Consider the following 18,065-nt stretch of genomic DNA (forward strand, 5'->3'; position numbering starts at 1 on the left):
GTGCGCGCTCTAGATGCCGGGGAGGCCGGGGAATCCGCCTCCGCCACCGATGCCGCCTGCGAGCGGTCCGAGCTTCTCCGCGGCGAACTCCTGGGCCTTGCCCGATGCGTCCTCGATTGCGCCGATGATCAGGTCCTGCAGGGTCTCGACGTCCTCGGGATCGACGACCTTGGGATCGATCTTCAATCCGACGACCTCGCCCGTGCCCTTGACGGTGGCTGTCACCAGCCCGCCGCCGGCCTGGCCGGTGACCTCCGCCTCTGCCATCTCCTGCTGCGCCGTCATCAACTGCTCCTGCATCTGCTGCGCCTGCTGGAGAAGTTGCGACATGTCGGGCTGTCCACCTGGTTGCACTGAACGTGGTCCTCTCTGCGTGTTTATGTCAGCCTAGACCGTGGCCTGTCAGGCCAACTCTGCCTTCAAGTTCTCCAGGACCTGAGCCTGGATCTTCTTGAGGCCGAGGGGTGCGAACGTCTTCTCGAAGAAGCCCCCGACGCCACCGGCGCCCTTCCACTCCGTCTTTGTGGTGACGGACGAGCCCGTCCCGCTGGGCTCGACAACCCAGGTGGTGACGAGCGAGGAGTTCGCGTCGGTCTCGGTGATCGTGTTGCCGGCTACGGTCACGGTGGCCTTGATGTCGCGCGAGCGCTTCTCGGTGGCCTTCAAGATCCAGTGCACCACTGTGCCGTTACCCTGACCGCCCTCGATCACCCGGTAGTCGAGGTACTGCTCCGACAGGATCCGCGGACGGACGGTCTCGTAGTCGGACAGCGCTGCGAGCGTCTTCTCGGGCGACGACGAAACGGTGATCGAACTGCTGGCACTGACCTGACCCACTGTGACACTCCTTGACGACGAAACTGCGTGACGAAACCTGCGGCTTGGATCGAACACCACCATCCTGCCTGTAGATGCAGACATCGGGCGAAAGTGCGACTTTCCAATGTGAGGTAGCTCACTTTCCAAGTGTCCGTTCCGCGAAGCGCTGTCGAGTAGTCGAAATTTGCATAGCCGGAACAACGATTCGGGGATAGCGTCGACATGTGGCTGCATCTTCGGTCGAACTGATGAAAAACATGCGTGCGCGCACTCGCGGAGCCGGATCCCGAGCGCGCCCGGCCCTGCACGGCCCGGCAGCACATCAGGCCGGAGTCGAGCGCCTCCTCGCCTCCTATCGGGCCATACCGTCCGACGCGAACATTCGCCTCGCCAAGAAGACGTCCAATCTGTTCCGGGCGCGTGCGAAGAACGCCGCACCGGGCCTCGACGTCTCCGGCCTCGACGGCGTCATCTCCGTGGACACCGAAGCCCGCACCGCCGACGTGTCCGGCATGTGTACCTACGAGACCCTGGTCGACGCGACACTCGCATACGGTCTGGCCCCGATGGTCGTGCCACAGCTGAAGACCATCACCCTCGGCGGTGCGGTCACCGGGCTCGGCATCGAATCCACCTCGTTCCGTAACGGACTCCCCCACGAGTCGGTACTCGAGATCGACGTACTGACCGGATCTGGTGAGATCATCACCGCCCGACCGGAGGGTGAACATGCGGACCTGTTCTGGGGCTTCCCCAACTCCTACGGCACGCTCGGCTACTCGATCCGTCTCCGAATCCAGCTCGAGCCGGTGAAACCGTATGTTGCCCTGCGGCATCTGCGGTTCGACTCGCTGGACGATCTGCAAGTGACGATGGACCGCATCGTCTCCGACCGCGTGCACGACGGCGAAACCGTCGACTACCTCGACGGCGTCGTCTTCACCGCGCACGAGTGCTACCTGACTCTCGGCCGCCAAACCGCCGAAGGTGGGCCGGTCAGCGACTACACGGGCAACGACATCTTCTATCGCTCGATCCAGCACGCGTCGATCAATCACCCGAAAGCCGACCGCCTCACCATCCGCGACTACCTGTGGCGATGGGACACCGACTGGTTCTGGTGCTCGCGCGCGTTCGGCGCACAGAACCCCAGGATTCGTCGGTTCTGGCCGAAGAACCTGCTCCGCAGCAGCTTCTACTGGAAACTCATCGCACTCGATCACCGATGGGACATCGCCGACCGCATCGAGCACCGCAAGGGAAACCCGCCGCGCGAACGCGTCGTCCAGGACGTCGAGGTGCCGATCGAGCGCACCGCCGATTTCGTCCGATGGTTCCTCGACGAGATTCCGATCGAACCATTGTGGCTGTGTCCGTTGCGATTGCGCGACCCTGCGCCCGCAGGCGCCTCCGCGCAGCGGCCGTGGCCGCTGTACCCACTCGAGCCGAAGCGCACCTACGTGAACATCGGTTTCTGGTCGTCGGTGCCCGTCGCCGCCGGCGAACCCGAAGGTGCAGCCAACCGGCTCATCGAGGACAAGGTCAGCGATTTCGACGGACACAAGTCGCTGTACTCCGACTCCTTCTACTCGCGTGAAGATTTCGAGCGTCTCTACTACAGCGGCGATCACTACGCGGCATTGAAACAAAAATACGATTCCGAATCCCGTTTGTTGGATCTCTTTTCGAAGGCGGTACAAAGACGATGACTACATTGAAAGGCCCTGCAGCGCAGAAGGGCTCACCAGAACACCGACTCTCCATCGCAGAGATTCTCGAAACTCTCTCCGACGGCATGCTGCCGTTGCGTTTCACCGCCTACGACGGCAGCTCGGCGGGCCCGGAGAACGCTCCCTACGGCCTGCATCTCAAGACGACTCGGGGCACCACCTATCTGGCGACCGCGCCGGGTGACCTCGGCATGGCCCGCGCATACGTCTCGGGCGATCTCGAGGCAGTCGGCGTTCACCCGGGAGACCCGTACGAGATCCTTCGAGTGATGGGTGACGAACTCCATTTCCGTCGTCCGTCCGCGCTCACCCTTGCCACCATCACGCGATCGCTGGGCTGGGATCTGTTGCGTCCCATCGCTCCCCCACCCCAGGAACACCTGCCTCGCTGGCGCCGTGTGGCGGAGGGACTGCGGCATTCGCGCACTCGCGATGCTGAAGCAATTCACCACCACTACGACGTGTCCAACGCCTTCTACGAGTACGTTCTCGGGCCCTCCATGACCTACACGTGCGCCTGTTACGAGGACGCAGAGCAGACGCTCGAAGAGGCGCAGGAGAACAAGTACCGTCTCGTGTTCGAGAAGCTCGGACTCCAGGCCGGTGACCGATTGCTCGACATCGGGTGCGGCTGGGGCGCGATGGTTCGCTACGCGGCACGGCGCGGCGTGAAGGCGATCGGCGTCACGTTGTCCCAGGAACAAGCCGAATGGGCCCAGAAAGCGATCGCGGAGGAAGGGCTCTCCGAGCTCGCGGAAGTTCGCTATTCGGACTACAGGGACGTTCCCGAGACCGGCTTCGATGCGATCTCGTCCATCGGCCTCACCGAGCACATCGGCGTCGGTAACTACCCGGTCTACTTCTCGTTCCTGCGCGACAAGCTGCGTGACGGAGGAAAACTCCTGAACCACTGCATCACTCGCCCGGACAACCGGAGTCAGGCGAAGGCCGGCGGCTTCATCGACCGCTACGTATTCCCGGACGGTGAGCTCACCGGTTCGGGGCGCATCATCTCCGAGATCCAGAACGTCGGACTCGAAGTAAGGCACGAGGAGAACCTGCGTGAGCACTACGCACTGACGCTCGCCGGATGGTGCAAGAACCTCGTCGAGAACTGGGATGCGTGCGTCGAGGAGGTCGGCGAAGGCACGGCGCGCGTGTGGGGCCTGTACATGGCCGGCTCGCGACTCGGCTTCGAGCGCAACGTGGTTCAACTTCATCAGGTCGTTGCCGTCAAGCTCGACCCCAAGGGTGAGGCGAACGTTCCACTGCGCCCCTGGTGGCAAGCGTAGGCGGCCCCGCCGGAAACGAAGAAGTCCCCAGCCTGTGGGGTAACCACAGAGCTGGGGACAACCCCTGTGAGTGGTTAGCGAGCCCCTGGACTCGCTCGCCACTCACAGGCGGCGAAGCCGCCTTACTTCAAAGACGCAGGCGGGGTGAAACGCTCGCCGTACTTGGCGGCGAGTTCTTCTGCCCGCTTCACGAAGCCGGCCTGGCCGCCTTCGTAGCCCACGATGTACTGGTGCACGCCACCGGTCCACGCCGGGTAACCGATACCCATGATGGAACCGATGTTGGCGTCCGCGCTGGTCATGAGGACACCCTCGTCGAAGCACTTCTGCGTCTCGATTGCCTCGATGAACAGCATGCGCTCGATCAGATCCTCGAACGGAACCTCGAGCTCCTTGGAACCGAACTCCTCGCGGAGACCCGACCACAGGCCGGTGCGCTTGCCGTCTTCGTAGTCGTAGAAGCCGGCGCCGCCGAGCTTGCCCTTGCGGTCGTGCTTCTCGACGAGCGCGTTGATGACGTCGCCTGCCGGATCGGCGGGAAGCGCTTTGCCCTCTGCCTCGGCTGCTTCCTTCGACTCCTTGCGGATCTTCTGCATGAGCGTCAGGTTCAGTTCGTCAGACAGCTGCAGCGGTGCCGCCGGGTAGCCGGCCTGCATACCCGCCTGCTCGATGGTGGCGGGCTCGATGCCCTCCTTCAGCATGCCGATGGCCTCGTTGATGAACGTGCCGATCACGCGCGAGGTGAAGAAGCCACGCGAATCGTTGACCACGATCGGCGTCTTGCGGATCGCCTGCACGAAGTCGAAGACTCGTGCCAGCGTCTCGTCGGACGTCTTCTCACCACGGATGATCTCGACCAGCGGCATCTTGTCGACCGGCGAGAAGAAGTGGATACCGATGAAGTCTTCCTGGCGCTTCACGCCGGTGGCGAGACCCGTGATGGGCAGCGTCGAGGTGTTCGAGCCCAGCAGTGCGTCGGGGTCGACGATGTCCTCGATCTCTTGGAAGACCTTGTGCTTGAGGTCCTGGCTCTCGAAGACCGCCTCGACGACGAAGTCGACGCCGGCGAAGTCTGCGGGATCGGCACTCGGCGTGATCCGGCCGAGCAGCGCCTTCGACTTCCCCTCGGTGGTCTTGCCACGCGAGAGCGCCTTGGCTTCGATCTTCTCCGAGTAGTTCTTGCCCTTCTCGGCTGCCTCGATGGTGACGTCCTTGAGGACGACCTCGAGTCCCGCCTTGGCGGCGACGTAGGCGATGCCCGCGCCCATCATGCCGGCACCGAGCACGCCGACCTTCTTGATCTCCTTCTTCTCGATGCCGTCCGGGCGGGACTTACCACCGTTGATGGCCTGGAGGTCGAAGAAGAACGCCTGGATCATGTTCTTCGCGACCTGACCGGTCACGAGGGAGGTGAAGTAGCGCGCCTCGATGAGCAGTGCATTGTCGATGTCGACCTGCGAGCCCTCGACCGCAGCCGCCATGATGGCGCGCGGCGCGGGCATCGGTGCACCCTTGATCTGCTTACGCAGGTTGGCGGGGAATGCCGGCAGGTTGGCCGCGAATGCCGGGGTGGACGGGGTTCCGCCCGGAATCTTGTAGCCCTTCTTGTCCCACGGCTGGACGCCACCCTCGGGGTTCGCCTTGATCCACGCCTTGGCGGCGGGCACCAGCTCCTCGACGGATCCGACGACCTCGTCGACCAGGCCGGTCTCCTTGGCCGCGACCGGGCCACGCTGCTGACCCTGAAGCAGGACACCCATGAGAGCGTTCTGCAAGCCGAGCATGCGGACGGTGCGGACCACGCCGCCGCCGCCGGGCAGCAGGCCGAGGGTGACCTCGGGAAGACCGATCTTGACGCCCTTCACGTCCGCCGCGATGCGGTGATGCGTGGCGAGGGCGATCTCGAGACCGCCGCCGAGGGCGGCCCCGTTGATCGCGGTGACGACCGGCTTACCGAGCGTTTCGAGGCGTCGCAGATCGGCCTTGATCGCGATGCTGCGCTTGTAGATGTCCTCGGCGTTCTCGGGGCCGAGCTTGATCATGCCCTTGAGGTCGCCGCCGGCGAAGAAGGTCTTCTTGCCGGACGTCAGCACGACGCCGGTGATGTTGTCCTTCTCTGACTCCAGACGATCGACGGTCGCCTTCATCGAGTCGATGTAGGCGTCGTTCATCGTGTTGGCGCCCTGGTTGGGATCGTCGATGGTGAGGACGACGATGCCGTCGGCATCCTGCTCCCAGTTGATGATGTTCTGCTCGCTCACTGTTTCTCGTCTCCTGTTCGGGTGAGCGTCAGACGCGCTCGATGATGGTGGCGACACCCATGCCGCCGCCGATGCACAACGTGATGAGGGCGTACCGGCCGCCGCGACGCTCGAGCTCGTCGATCATCGTTCCGGTGATCATCGCGCCGGTAGCGCCGAGCGGGTGGCCCATCGCGATGGCGCCGCCGTTGACGTTGAGCTTCTCGTCGGGGACGTTCATGTCCTTCTGGAACTTGAGCACGACCGACGCGAACGCCTCGTTGATCTCGACCAGGTCCATGTCGTCGATGGTCAGGTTCGCCGCGGCGAGTGCCTTCTTGGCCGCCGGGGTCGGGCCGGTGAGCATGATGGTGGAGTCTGCGCCGGAGGTCGCTGTCGCCACGACGCGAGCCTTCGCGTCGAGGCCCATGTCCTTGCCGGCCTGCTCGGAACCGACGAGCACGAGCGCTGCGCCGTCGACGATTCCGGAGCTGTTGCCACCGTGGTGGACGTGGTTGATCTTCTCGACCTGGTGGTACTTCTGCAGGGCCACGGCGTCGAAGCCGCCCGCTTCGCCGACCATCGCGAACGACGGGGTCAGGCCCGCAAGATTCTCGACCGTCGTGCCGGGGCGCATGTGCTCGTCCTGGTCGAGAACGGTGATGCCGTTGATGTCCTTGACCGGCACCACGGACTTGGCGAAGTAGCCGCCGGACCATGCCTTCGCGGCGAGGTCCTGCGAGCGCACCGCGTAGGCATCGACGATGTCGCGAGTGAAGCCCTCCATGGTGGCGATCAGGTCCGCGCCGACGCCCTGCGGGACGAAGTAGTTGTCGAAGTTGGTGGCCGGGTCCAGAGCCCACGGTCCGCCGTCCGAGCCCATCGGAACGCGCGACATCGACTCGACGCCGCCTGCAATCACCAGCTCGTCCCAGCCGGAACGCACCTTCTGAGCTGCGATGTTGACGGCTTCGAGGCCGGATGCGCAGAAACGGTTCAGCTGAACACCGCCCACCGTGTCGGGCAGTCCGGCGTCGTTGACCGCGACGCGCGCGATGTCCATGCCCTGGTCACCCACGGGGGTGACGACACCGAGAACGAGATCGGAGATGCGGTCTTCGTCGAGATCCGGGAAGCGGCTGCGAAGCTCGTCGATCAAGCCCGTGACCAGCGAGATCGGCTTGACCGAGTGCAGTGAGCCGGTCTTCTTGCCGCGGCCACGCGGCGTACGGATGGCTTCATAAATGAATGCCTCTGTGGTCACTTGAGGTGTTCCTTCCTAAGTTGCGTCGACGCCGACCATGCACACGGCGCGCTGCACAGGGGATTGACCCCGGCCACACCACTCTAGAACGTGTTGCAGAAATAGGGGAAGGACCCAACCGAGCGAAGATCGTGACCAAGACGATCTTCGCTCGCCGTTCAGCCTTCGAGCTTCTTTGCTCCGAGCATGTCTCCGAGCAGCTCGAGAGCCACGTCCTCGGGATCACGTCGTGCGCCCGGGTCGGCCGGCTCGGCCGCCTCGGCGAACATCTCGTCCTCGTCCTCCCTGGTGGATGCGGGTGGAGTCGCTTCGTAGTCGACCGGCGGCGGACCCGGATCGTCAGGATAGTCGGGCGCCTCCGGCGGCGGAATGTCGTCGACGGGAGGCGTTGGGTTCTGCGACGCTTCCCCACTGCCCGGCACACTCTCATCAGTCACTCGAGCCGCGGCGGGCCGCTCCTGACTGGGACGCGAGAATCTCGGCGCACCCGCCGGACGCCCGTTGGCGGGAGCAGCCTTGGGCGCCGGCTTCGACGACGCCGGTGCCTCGACCCCCGGCAGGTATTCGACCTCCCAGGTGCCGCCGAATCGCTCCGCGAGCACCTCGCAGATCACCCGAGCGTTGTGTGGCTGCACGATGCGCGCACCGAGCCCCGGTGTCGGGTGCGCGAGAACAAGCTTGCTGCCCTGCACGTCGTACACCGTCGCGGCGGACAACATCGCTGGAAGAATCTTGTTTCGCTCGCCCACCTTCTCGCGCAACTGATTCCACACGTCGCGCACCGCAGCAACACCCGGTCCTGCCAAGGGAACGGGGGTCTCGGCGACCGGCTCCTCGGCTTGGGGTTCCTCTGCTTGGGGCGCTTCGGCAACCTCAGGCACTGGCTCGGGTTCCGGCTGCGGCGGAGTCAGTGGAGCAGGTTCCGGCTCCGGGACTGGTTCAGGAGTGGGTTCCGGTTCGGGAGTCGGCTCCGGGACTGGTTCAGGAGTGGGTTCCCGTTCGGGAATCGGCTCCGGAACGGGCTCGGGAGTCGGCTCCGGAACGGGCTCGGGCTCGGGCTCGGGCTCGGGCTCGGGCTCGGGAGTCGACTCCGGTACAGCCGGGGCCGCGGCAACAGGCGCTGGTTCTGGCGCCGGCGTCGGTTCCGGCGCGTCTTCGGAAGCCTTGCGCTGCGAGGGCCGTTGAAACTTGATGGGAACATCGGACGCCGGGCTTGCGGGCGCTGAACCGGACGGGGCAACGCTCGCTGCCGTGGCGACGGCAGCACCCTCCGAACCAGCAGCGGGCAGGCCTCGCTCGACCCGCTCGAGACGTTGCAGCACAGCAGATTCCGCGTCGGAGGCTGCAGGGAGCAGCAAGCGGGCGCAGACCACTTCGAGGAGCAGACGTGGGGCGGTGGCCCCTCGCATCTCACCGAGGCCGGCATGGACCACCTCGGCATAGCGAGTGAGGGTGGCGGGGCCGATACGCCCGACCTGCTCACGCATCTTCTCCAGAACGTCGATCGGCGCGTCGACGAGGCCGCGCTCGGACGCGTCCGGCACGGCCTGCATCAGGATGAGGTCTCGGATCCGCTCGAGAAGATCCGAAGCAAAGCGGCGCGGATCGTGTCCGGCGTCCATCACCTTCTCGACGGTGCCGAACAGTGCGGCGCCGTCACTTCGAGCGAGCGAATCGATGGCGTCGTCGAGGAGTGACGCATCGGTCACACCGAGTAGCGCCAACGCGCGCGCATACGTGACGCCCTCTTCGGCTGCACCGGCCAGAAGCTGGTCGAGAATGCTCAACGAGTCACGCGGCGAACCGCCACCGGCTCGAATGACCAGTGGATACACCGGGTCCTCGACGGGCACGCTCTCCTGCATGCAGATCTTCTCGAGCAGCCCACGCATGACCGGCGGGGCCAGCAATCGGAACGGGTAATGGTGCGTACGCGAGCGGATGGTGGGCAGCACCTTCTCCGGCTCGGTGGTGGCGAAGATGAAGATGAGGTGCTCGGGCGGCTCCTCCACGATCTTCAGGAGCGCATTGAAGCCCGCGGTGGTGACCATGTGGGCCTCGTCCACGATGAACACGCGGTACCGAGACTCGGCGGGTGCGTAGAACGCTCGGTCGCGCAGCTCACGGGTGTCCTCGACACCACCGTGGCTGGCTGCGTCGAGTTCGGTGACATCGAGATTTCCCGGACCGCCGGGGCCGAGGGCGACGCACGAAGAGCAGACACCGCACGGTGTGGACGTGGGTCCCTCCGCACAGTTGAGTGAGCGCGCCAGGATGCGCGCGGACGATGTCTTGCCGCAGCCTCTGGGGCCCGAGAACAGGTAGGCATGGTTGATGCGTTTCGAGTCAAGGGCAGTGCACAGAGGCTCGGTGACGTGCTCCTGCCCCACCACCTCGGCAAACGACGCAGGTCGATACTTCCGGTACAGGGCCACGCGCCAAAGACTACCGGCGGACTCCGACAGCACCGGTGGGGTGTGCACTCACACCCCGGGTCGGTGACCCGACAGCATTGCGTAACGCCTTCGAAACGTCGGGGCATCGCAGGCGAAACGGATCGAGGCCATCGTTGATCCTCGCGCACGGCGACCCAGTCGTGCCCGTGAGGAGAAGGTCGTGCCCGCAATCGACGCCGGGGCCACAGCGTGGCTTCTGATGAGCACAGCACTGGTACTACTCATGACGCCGGGGCTCGCGCTCTTCTACGGCGGCATGGTCCGGTCGACGGGCGTACTCAACATGATCATGATGAGTTTCGTCGCGATCGCGCTGGTCACGGTGTCGTGGCTGTTCGTCGGATACAGCCTGGTCTTCGGTGACGACGTCGGGGGCGTCATCGGAGGCCTCGAGCACTTCGGCATGGCGGGTATCGACCCCTCCACGGTGCACGGTCAAGTGCCCGAGCTTCTTTTCGCCACCTTCCAATTGACGTTCGCGATCATCACGGCTGCGCTGGTCAGCGGTGCCATCGCCGATCGCGCGAAGTTCTCCGCCTGGATGATCTTCGTGCCGATCTGGGCACTCGTCGTCTACGCACCCGTGGCCCATTGGGTGTGGAATCCGAACGGCTGGATCGCGCAGCTGGGGGCACTCGACTACGCCGGCGGCCTGGTCGTCGAGATCGTGTCGGGTGCATCCGGACTCGCTCTGGCTCTCGTACTCGGCCCACGCCTCGGTTTCCGATCGGAGGCCATGCGTCCACACAACCTGCCGCTCGTTCTGCTCGGGGTCGGCCTGCTGTGGTTCGGATGGTTCGGCTTCAATGCAGGCTCGGCGCTCGCTGCTGACGGGACTGCCGCCGCCATCTTCCTCAACACCCTGGTCGCAGGATGCGCGGGCTTGCTCGGCTGGCTGCTCGTCGAACAGAAGCGTGACGGCCACCCGACCACGTTCGGCGCCGCGTCGGGCGTCGTCGCCGGACTGGTCGCCATCACACCTGCCTGCGGAACCGTCAGCATGGTCGGCGCGCTCGCCGTGGGCGCGGTAGCGGGCATCGTCTGCTCGTTCGCAGTCGGCTGGAAGTTCAAGTTCGGTTACGACGACTCGTTGGACGTCGTCGGTGTCCACCTGATCGGCGGCATCGTCGGCACGATCCTCATCGGCCTGCTCGCCACCGAAATGATGACGGGCGGCCCGTCCGGGCTGCTGTACGGCGGCGGGTTCGCACAGCTCGGAAAGCAGATACTGGCAGTGATCGTCGTCGGTCTGTATGCGTTCGGAGTCAGCTTCGGACTGGGCAAACTGATCGACAAGATCTTCGGCTTCAGGGTCAGCGAAGAAGACGAGTCCGGCGGCATCGATTTCGCTCTACACGCCGAAACCGCCTACGAGCACGGCGTTCTCGGACACGGACCGATCGGCGGTGGACAGAACCCGAACCCCTTCGCGCGCCGCATCGAACGGCAACCCGAAACCGAGTAGCCCTACTTCTTCGCGGCCTTCTCCTTAGCGGCAGCCTTCGCGGCCTTCTTGAATTCGCGCACCTCGAGCAGGCTCTTCTCGTCGACGACATCTGCGATCGACCGGCGGGCACCGTCGTCGCCGTAGGCACCTGCAGCCTCACGCCAGCCCGTCGGCTGCACTCCGATCTGCTTGCCGAGGAGCGCCAGGAAGATCCTTGCCTTCTGATCGCCGTACCCGGGCAGCGCCTTGAGCCTCTTCAGAATTTCCTTGCCGTCCGGGTCGCCGGACTTCCAGATGGCGGCGGTGTCACCTTCGTAGTTCTCGGCGATGAACGTGCACAGCGACTGGATGCGCTCACCCATCGACTTCGGGAACCGGTGGACTGCCGGCGGCTGCGCGCACACCGCGATGAACTCCTCCGGATTCATTGCTGCGATGGCATCGACGTCGAGGCCGCCGAGCCGGTCGTGAAGCTTCTTGGGTCCCAGAAAAGCGGTCTCCATGGGGACCTGCTGATCGAGAAGCATTCCGACGAGGAGCGCCAGCGGGTCTTTCGACAACAGCGCATCCGCGTCCGGGTCACCGACGAGGTTCAACGTGACAGCCATGTGCCCATCTTGCCACCCCCACCCCCTTCCCCGACCAATGTCACACACGTTCAGCTCACGCGAACCGGTGTGACATTGGTCGGCGGTGGGGGGAGGGAAAACAGGGGTGAGGAGCGAAAATGAGAAGACTCTCATCGTGCTGTCATCCTCGGATAACGGTCGACTGAGAACCTTCGGCCATGAGAACCGGATGGCTCGTGGCAGCGATCGCCGTGGTCGCCACCGCGATCATCGGTGGCGTGACGTGGCTGACGGTCGACACCACTTCGACACAGGAGCCGGTTCCCGCTGCGCCGATCGTCGCTCCCGCGGTTCCCGAAGCGCCCCCGGCGCCTGCTCCCCCTGCCGCGCCCCCGCCGGATGCGCTGCCACCCGAAGGCTTCGTGCCACCGCCGCCCCTCGATGACGACGATGACCGGGACGACGACGGGGACGATCAGCCAGACTGGGACGACGATGACTGGGACGACTAGGGCACTTCAGTGAAGCTGCGAACGACGAGTGCGCGGACGCGCATCATCGGCTGGGTGCTGCTGCTCGTCCTGTGTTCCCTGACCGTCGTCACCGTGCTCACGTGGCTGTTGATGAATCGGGCGACCGACCAGCGCATGCGCGAATCCCTGCGAACAGAGATCGCCGAGTTCACTGCTCTCACCGAGACGGGGGTGGATCCGGGGACAGGCGAGCCCTTCGCGTCCGTCTCGGATGTGTTGCGCGTCGTCATCACCTACAACCTGGCCCGGCCGAACGAGAAGTTCCTCGGGTACGTCGACGGCGGGTTTCAATTCCAGAGCCGTCAACAAGCACCGGTGAAGCTGGCGGAGGACACCGCATTCACGGAGTTGGTCGGCTCCGTCAGCGACACCACAGAGGGCTCCTACGACAGCGGGGCCGGCGAAGTTCTGTATCTCGCCGTGCCGGTGACACTCGAGAACCAGACCTCCCAAGGAGTCGTCGTCGCCGCCTACTTCGCGGACCAGGAACGTGAAAGCGCGGACGACACGGCCCGATTGATGCTCGCCGTCGGCGCCGTCACCTCCCTCGCGGCCGCTGGCGGAGCGTGGGTGGTGGCCGGGCGTATCCTCGCCCCCGTCCGCGATATCGCCCAGACCGCCCGAACCATCACCGACACCGATCTGTCGGGCCGCATCCCGCAGTCGGCGTCCGCCCGCGGCGACGAAATTGCAACGCTCGTCACGAGTCTGAACTCCATGCTGGATCGAGTGGAAACCGGCGTACGTGGCCAACGGCGTTTCGTCGACGACGCGGGACACGAACTCCGCACACCGATCACGATCGTTCGCGGTCACCTCGAAGTGATGGACACCCAGGACCCCGACGACGTGCGGCAGACGATCGCACTGGTCGACGACGAACTTGAACGCATGAACCGCATGGTCTCCGACCTGTTGCTGCTGGCCCGCGCCGAACAACCCGAGTTCGTCCGGCCCGACGAGACCGACGTGGCGATCCTCTCGGCCGAGATCTACGACAAGGTCGCCAAGCTCGACGATCGACAGTGGGTGCTCGAGACGTTCACGTCCGTGCACGCGAGCCTGGATGCTCAACGCATCACTCAGGCCATGGTCGCGCTCGCCGACAACGCCGCCCAGCACACGTCGATCGGCGACCGGATCGGAATCGGATCACAGTTGTCGGACGGCGAGATTCGGTTCTGGGTCACCGACACCGGACCTGGTGTGCAGCAGGAAGATCAGGACGTCATCTTCGAGCGATTCGCTCGTGGAACCGGGTCCACAGGACGCTCCGACGGCGCTGGACTGGGGCTGTCGATCGTGCAGGCGATCGCCGCAGCACACGGCGGCCGCGTCACCTTCGGAAGCGCTCCCGGCCGCGGTGCAACCTTCACGATCACCGTGCCCGCCGTCATCACAACCGAAGGGAACGTGCAGCGATGAGTCGAATCCTGATCGCCGAGGACGAGCCGAGGATTGCATCGTTCATCGAGAAAGGTCTACGTGCGAAGGGTTTCGCGACCGAGATCGTCGGCGACGGCGTCACCGCGTACGGACGCGCCCGTAGCGGTGACTACGACCTGATGGTGCTCGACATCGGACTTCCGGAGATGGACGGCTTCGCAGTTCTGAAATTGCTGCGCGCCGATGGCGCGAAAACCCCTGTCATCGTCCTGACAGCGAGAGACGGTACCAACGACGTCGTTGCCGGCCTAGAAGGCGGCGCCGACGACTACATGCCCAAACCCTTCCGCTTCGAAGAACTGCTGGCGCGAATACGCCTGCGGCTCAACGACGACCGTCCGGACGACACGACAGTGCTACGTAGCGGCGGCCTCGCACTCGACCTGCGTACCCGTCGCGCGCACATCGGTTCCACTGTGGTCGACCTGTCGGCGCGAGAGTTCTCATTGGCCGAAACCTTCCTGCGGCACGCCGGGCAAGTGCTCTCCCGCGAACAACTGCTGTCACGAGTATGGGGTTACGACTTCGACCCAGGCTCCAACGTCGTGGACGTCTATGTCCGCTACCTGCGCGGAAAGATCGGAAGCGAGCGACTGGAAACCGTTCGAGGTATGGGTTATCGACTCGTAGAGAAGGGCTGAACAACACGAAGGGGCCGGCACCGAGGTGCCGGCCCCTTCAGTGGGTGCGATCAATCGTCGTGATCGTCGTCGAACCGGTCATCGTCGAAATCGTCGTCATCGAATTGGTCATCGCAGCGGTCGTCCCATGCTTCGAACTGATCCTCCACAGCGTCCGGCACGGCGTCGTCCCAGTCGTCGAACCACTCCGCACAGGTCGACGGATCGAGCGGTGCACCGACGGGTGCCGGCGCGGGGCTCACTGGCGCGGGGCCCTGTACCGCGATGGGTGTCGGGGCCGCAGGTGTGTCGTCATTGTCGTCTGCGACGGCGATTCCGGCCGTCCCGAGTGCGAGTGCGGCGGAGGCGATTCCCGCTATGGCCCACTTCTTGTCGAATCCCATGATCTTCTCCCTCGTGTGGTGGCGCTTTCCTTGCGCACACACCACATTCGTGGTCGAAGATGATCGGTTCAGGAGACGATCATGAGCGATTTCTCATGAATCTGGACACCCCTTGCCCCCGACGAATGTCACACCGGTTCGCGTGAGCTGAACGCGTGTGACATTGGTCAGGCAAGGGGGTCAGGAACGCAGAGCAGATTCCGTCGCCGCGAGCAGAACGCAGGTGGCGACACCGTTCATCGCCTTCTCCAGTTCTTCCTCCGATGGGAAGCTCGGGGCGATACGGATGTTCCGGTCGTCCGGATCGTTCTTGTACGGGAAGGCCGAACCGGCGCCCGTGAGCAGGATTCCGGCGTCCTTGGCGAGTTCGATGACTCGCTTCGCCGTGCCGTCTACGACGTCGAGGCTGATGAAGTAGCCGCCCCTGGGCTCGGTCCACGACGCCACCTTGGACGCGCCCAGGCGGTCCTCGAGGATCTTCAGGACGAGGGCGAACTTGGGTGCCAAGAGCGCCCGGTGCTTCTCCATGTGTGCGCGAACACCATCGGCATCCTTGAAGAAGCGCAGGTGACGCAGCTGGTTGAGCTTGTCCGGGCCGATGCTCTTCTTGCCGAGGTGGCTCTGGTACCAAGCCAGGTTCGACTCGGAAGCCCCGAAGAAGCTGACGCCTGCGCCCGCGAACGTGACCTTGGACGTCGAGGCGAACACGTACGGGCGGTTCGGGTGACCGGCTTCGGCGGCCATACCGAGGATGTCCAGAGCGGGGGCAGTCTCGCCGACGACCGGGTGCACGGCGTAGGCGTTGTCCCAGAACAGACGGAAGTCAGGAGCCGCGGTGGGCATCGTCGCCAGCTCGCGAGTGACTTCCTCGGAATAGACGGCACCGGTCGGATTCGAGTACGTCGGCACTGCCCACAGGCCCTTGATCTGAGGATCGTCGGCAACCAACTGGGCGATGGCGTGAACGTCCGGACCGTCCGGGTTCATCGGGACGGTGATCATCTCGATGCCGAAGGACTCGGTGATCGCGAAGTGGCGGTCGTAGCCCGGGGCCGGGCACAAGAACTTGATCTTGTCTTCCTTCGACCACGGCCGCGAAGAGTCCGGGTTCCCGTGCAGAAGAGAGAAGACGACGAGATCGTGCATGATCTCGAGGCTCGCGTTGTTGCCGGCGAGCAGGTTCTCGACCGGAATGCCGAGGATCTCACCGAATATCGCACGCAGTTCCGGGAGACCGGTCAACCCGCCGTAGTTGCGGCAGTCGGTCCCCTTGCCGTCTCGAAAATCTCCGTCACCCGGAAGGGACAGTAGCTCAGCGGAAAGGTCCAACTGCTCCGGCGACGGCTTGCCTCGCGTGAGATCCAACGTGAGCTTCTCGGCGAGCAACTGCGTGAAGTTCGCAGTCTGGCGCTCGTGCTCGGAGAGCAGTTCGTCGTGGCTCATCAAACCGATCTGGGTTTGGCTAGGCATTTCCGTAGCGGCCTTTCACCGACGTGACGGGGTCGGGTATGCGAGAAAATAAGGGGACCCCGCGCACCCGGCAGAGCCCATTGACCCTTGCTGCCTTCCGGCCCTGGGGGAGTTCACAGGATGCGCGCCGCGCGGGATCCACAACAGAGTGTAGACGGAACCGGGGCGGGCATGCCAAGCGCCCCATCGCGTCACGTCACCCGCGACACTTCGACCTGGCGCAGAGTCGACCAGTGCTAGCGTCGCCCCCGCATCAGCGGCTCAGGATTACGGGGATCCACATGAACTTTGGAAAGACTTTGCAGGTGGCGGCGTCGATCGGTCTGGTCACCGCAGCCACGGCGTGCGGCGGTGATGCCGGTGCGGACGGCCCTCAACCAGCAGCTTGGGACACCACGGACCCGTGCACGCTCGTGACGGCCGACACGGTCGAGAGCCTCGTCACCACTGCCGGCGAGGGGGTCCGGACGGACTCGACGGACCGCCAGAGCTGCCTCTGGGGCACACCCGAGCAGATGAACACCGTCGCCGTGACGGTCTCCGCCCTCCCCCAGTCCACCAAGCCGTTGCGCACCCTCGACGTCGGCCCCCTCGAGGGAACGGTGCTCGCGGAGTCCAAGTACCAGTGCATTCTCGAACTGAAGACCGACTCCGGGGTCCTGTCCGTCGAGGCGAAATTCGGGCTCGAGGCGGCCCTGGATCCGGACACGTCCTGCGACCGCGTGACTCCCCTTTCCGAAGAGGCCACCAAAAAGCTCGCTTGGGTCTGAAATCCGGCTCGAACTGCTCGTTTAACGGTCGGGCGGACCTATTGGGTATGCTCACCCACGGAGGATTCGCCTAGTGGCCTATGGCGCTCGCCTGGAACGCGGGTTGGGTTAACGCCCTCAGGGGTTCAAATCCCCTATCCTCCGCCACAGGGAGCCCCCGACCGATCCGGTCGGGGGTTCCTTCTTCTTTCCCACCACCCCCCCGACCAATGTCACACCGGTTCGCGTGAGCTGAACCTGTGTGACATTCGTCGGCAACGCCGTCACATAAAATGGGTCCGCGATGATCGGATACAGCAAACAACTCGTGGCTTTGGCCGTCGCTCTGTCGGGCCTGGCGGGTTTCGTCGATGCTCTCGGCTTCATCACGCTCGGCGGCTTTTTCGTGTCGTTCATGAGCGGAAACCTCACTCGGTTCAGCGTCGGATTCGCGGACGGGGTGTGGGCCCACGCCACGACGGCCCTCGCCGTGATCGCCGTCTTCGTGGCGGGGGTTGTTCTCGGTGCGCTCGTCGGTCACCGATTCGACCACGATCGCCGCACTCGGAAGTTCGCCGTTCTGACGACGGTGTCGGTTCTGCTGATCGTCGGTTCGATCGCCGCGAGCACCGGTGTGACCGTAGTGGCGGTGGGCGCGATGATCTTGGCAATGGGCGCCGAGAACGCCGTCTTCCAGCGTGATGGAGAGGTGACGATCGGGCTCACCTACATGACCGGCGCACTGGTGAAAATGGGGCAACGCCTCGCCGCCGCTTTCTCGGGCGGGCCTCGCTGGGCCTGGCTGCGCTACTTCGGACTCGTGTCAGGTCTTGTCGTCGGTGCCGTTCTCGGAGCACTCGCCCACCGGTTGATCGGGTTGAACGCACTGTGGTTCGCAGCGGCCGGAGCGGTCGCGTTGACTCTCGTCGTCAGAAACCTGCCCGACCCCGCCCTGAACCCGATCCACCCATGACGATCGCCCTGACCAATGTCACACCGGTTCGCGTGAACTGAACCTGTGTGACA

The 18,065-nt window shown here is 64.6% G+C and carries 16 protein-coding genes, 1 tRNA gene and 1 other RNA gene; 9 read left to right on the forward strand and 9 right to left on the reverse strand.

The features are described 5' to 3' along the window. Positions 1-9 precede the first annotated feature (9 nt). Together ACZI8R_RS18230 and ACZI8R_RS18235 are read right to left on the reverse strand one after the other, a co-directional pair. A complete protein-coding gene (locus tag ACZI8R_RS18230) occupies positions 10-354 on the reverse strand; it encodes a YbaB/EbfC family nucleoid-associated protein (protein ID WP_463381068.1) in 345 nt (114 codons plus the stop codon). Between the two features lie 48 nt (positions 355-402). Continuing rightward, a complete protein-coding gene (locus tag ACZI8R_RS18235) occupies positions 403-837 on the reverse strand; it encodes an SRPBCC family protein (RefSeq protein WP_463381069.1) in 435 nt (144 codons plus the stop codon). A gap of 239 nt (positions 838-1,076) precedes the next feature. Here ACZI8R_RS18235 and ACZI8R_RS18240 point away from each other — a divergent pair, with 239 nt between their 5' ends. Next, the gene (locus ACZI8R_RS18240) at positions 1,077-2,528 is read left to right on the forward strand and encodes an FAD-binding oxidoreductase (protein ID WP_463381113.1); all 1,452 of its coding nucleotides are present in this window, start codon (positions 1,077-1,079) and stop codon (positions 2,526-2,528) included. Next, complete coding sequence (locus ACZI8R_RS18245; protein ID WP_463381070.1) at positions 2,525-3,841, forward strand: class I SAM-dependent methyltransferase; 1,317 nt, start codon at positions 2,525-2,527, stop codon at positions 3,839-3,841. Before ACZI8R_RS18240 ends, ACZI8R_RS18245 begins: the two co-directional genes overlap by 4 nt. A gap of 122 nt (positions 3,842-3,963) precedes the next feature. Here ACZI8R_RS18245 and ACZI8R_RS18250 read toward each other — a convergent pair whose 3' ends face one another. The 3 genes from ACZI8R_RS18250 to ACZI8R_RS18260 all read right to left on the reverse strand — a co-directional run bounded on the left by ACZI8R_RS18250 (position 3,964) and on the right by ACZI8R_RS18260 (position 9,780). Next, the gene (locus ACZI8R_RS18250; protein ID WP_463381071.1) at positions 3,964-6,102 is read right to left on the reverse strand and encodes a 3-hydroxyacyl-CoA dehydrogenase NAD-binding domain-containing protein; all 2,139 of its coding nucleotides are present in this window, start codon (positions 6,100-6,102) and stop codon (positions 3,964-3,966) included. Between the two features lie 28 nt (positions 6,103-6,130). Beyond that, positions 6,131-7,345, reverse strand: coding sequence for an acetyl-CoA C-acetyltransferase (locus ACZI8R_RS18255; RefSeq protein WP_463381072.1), 1,215 nt, complete (start codon positions 7,343-7,345; stop codon positions 6,131-6,133). Positions 7,346-7,503: 158 nt separating this feature from the next. Next, positions 7,504-9,780 carry a DNA polymerase III subunit gamma and tau gene (locus ACZI8R_RS18260; protein ID WP_463381073.1) on the reverse strand — a complete coding sequence of 759 codons (2,277 nt, stop codon included), beginning with the start codon at positions 9,778-9,780 and terminating at the stop codon, positions 7,504-7,506. 181 nt (positions 9,781-9,961) lie between these two features. Here ACZI8R_RS18260 and ACZI8R_RS18265 point away from each other — a divergent pair, with 181 nt between their 5' ends. Beyond that, positions 9,962-11,266 (forward strand): ammonium transporter, encoded by a 1,305-nt coding sequence (locus ACZI8R_RS18265; RefSeq protein ID WP_463381074.1) that lies wholly within the window; start codon positions 9,962-9,964, stop codon positions 11,264-11,266. A 2-nt stretch (positions 11,267-11,268) separates the two neighbouring features. On the opposite strand, the gene ACZI8R_RS18270 is transcribed toward ACZI8R_RS18265, so the two are convergent. Beyond that, positions 11,269-11,856, reverse strand: coding sequence for an HhH-GPD-type base excision DNA repair protein (locus ACZI8R_RS18270; RefSeq protein WP_463381075.1), 588 nt, complete (start codon positions 11,854-11,856; stop codon positions 11,269-11,271). 179 nt (positions 11,857-12,035) lie between these two features. Between ACZI8R_RS18270 and ACZI8R_RS18275 the strand changes: the two genes are divergently transcribed. Genes ACZI8R_RS18275 through ACZI8R_RS18285 form a run of 3 tightly spaced genes read left to right on the forward strand, consistent with a single transcriptional unit; the run spans position 12,036 to position 14,437 of the window. Beyond that, entirely contained in the window at positions 12,036-12,329 is a 294-nt protein-coding gene (locus tag ACZI8R_RS18275) for a hypothetical protein (protein ID WP_463381076.1), read from the forward strand. A gap of 9 nt (positions 12,330-12,338) precedes the next feature. Next, positions 12,339-13,775, forward strand: a complete 1,437-nt coding sequence (locus ACZI8R_RS18280; protein ID WP_463381077.1) for a sensor histidine kinase — start codon at positions 12,339-12,341, stop codon at positions 13,773-13,775. Next, positions 13,772-14,437, forward strand: coding sequence for a response regulator transcription factor (locus ACZI8R_RS18285; RefSeq protein WP_463381078.1), 666 nt, complete (start codon positions 13,772-13,774; stop codon positions 14,435-14,437). The genes ACZI8R_RS18280 and ACZI8R_RS18285 overlap by 4 nt, the downstream gene beginning before the upstream one ends. 50 nt (positions 14,438-14,487) lie before the next feature. On the opposite strand, the gene ACZI8R_RS18290 is transcribed toward ACZI8R_RS18285, so the two are convergent. The 3 genes from ACZI8R_RS18290 to ffs form a co-directional block, all read right to left on the reverse strand. Further along, positions 14,488-14,820, reverse strand: a complete 333-nt coding sequence (locus tag ACZI8R_RS18290; protein ID WP_463381079.1) for a hypothetical protein — start codon at positions 14,818-14,820, stop codon at positions 14,488-14,490. A 180-nt stretch (positions 14,821-15,000) separates the two neighbouring features. Further along, positions 15,001-16,290, reverse strand: coding sequence for an aspartate aminotransferase type Ic (locus tag ACZI8R_RS18295; protein ID WP_463381080.1), 1,290 nt, complete (start codon positions 16,288-16,290; stop codon positions 15,001-15,003). Between the two features lie 48 nt (positions 16,291-16,338). Beyond that, positions 16,339-16,433: signal recognition particle sRNA small type (gene ffs / locus ACZI8R_RS18300), an RNA gene on the reverse strand. Between the two features lie 138 nt (positions 16,434-16,571). Here ffs and ACZI8R_RS18305 point away from each other — a divergent pair. The 3 genes from ACZI8R_RS18305 (at position 16,572) to ACZI8R_RS18315 (ending at position 18,012) form a co-directional block, all read left to right on the forward strand. Next, positions 16,572-17,060, forward strand: a complete 489-nt coding sequence (locus tag ACZI8R_RS18305; RefSeq protein ID WP_463381081.1) for a hypothetical protein — start codon at positions 16,572-16,574, stop codon at positions 17,058-17,060. A gap of 59 nt (positions 17,061-17,119) precedes the next feature. Next, positions 17,120-17,207: transfer RNA gene (locus tag ACZI8R_RS18310), tRNA-Ser, on the forward strand. 136 nt (positions 17,208-17,343) lie between these two features. Then, complete coding sequence (locus ACZI8R_RS18315; RefSeq protein WP_463381082.1) at positions 17,344-18,012, forward strand: YoaK family protein; 669 nt, start codon at positions 17,344-17,346, stop codon at positions 18,010-18,012. Positions 18,013-18,065 lie beyond the last annotated feature (53 nt).

Source organism: Rhodococcus huquni (assembly GCF_055231055.1).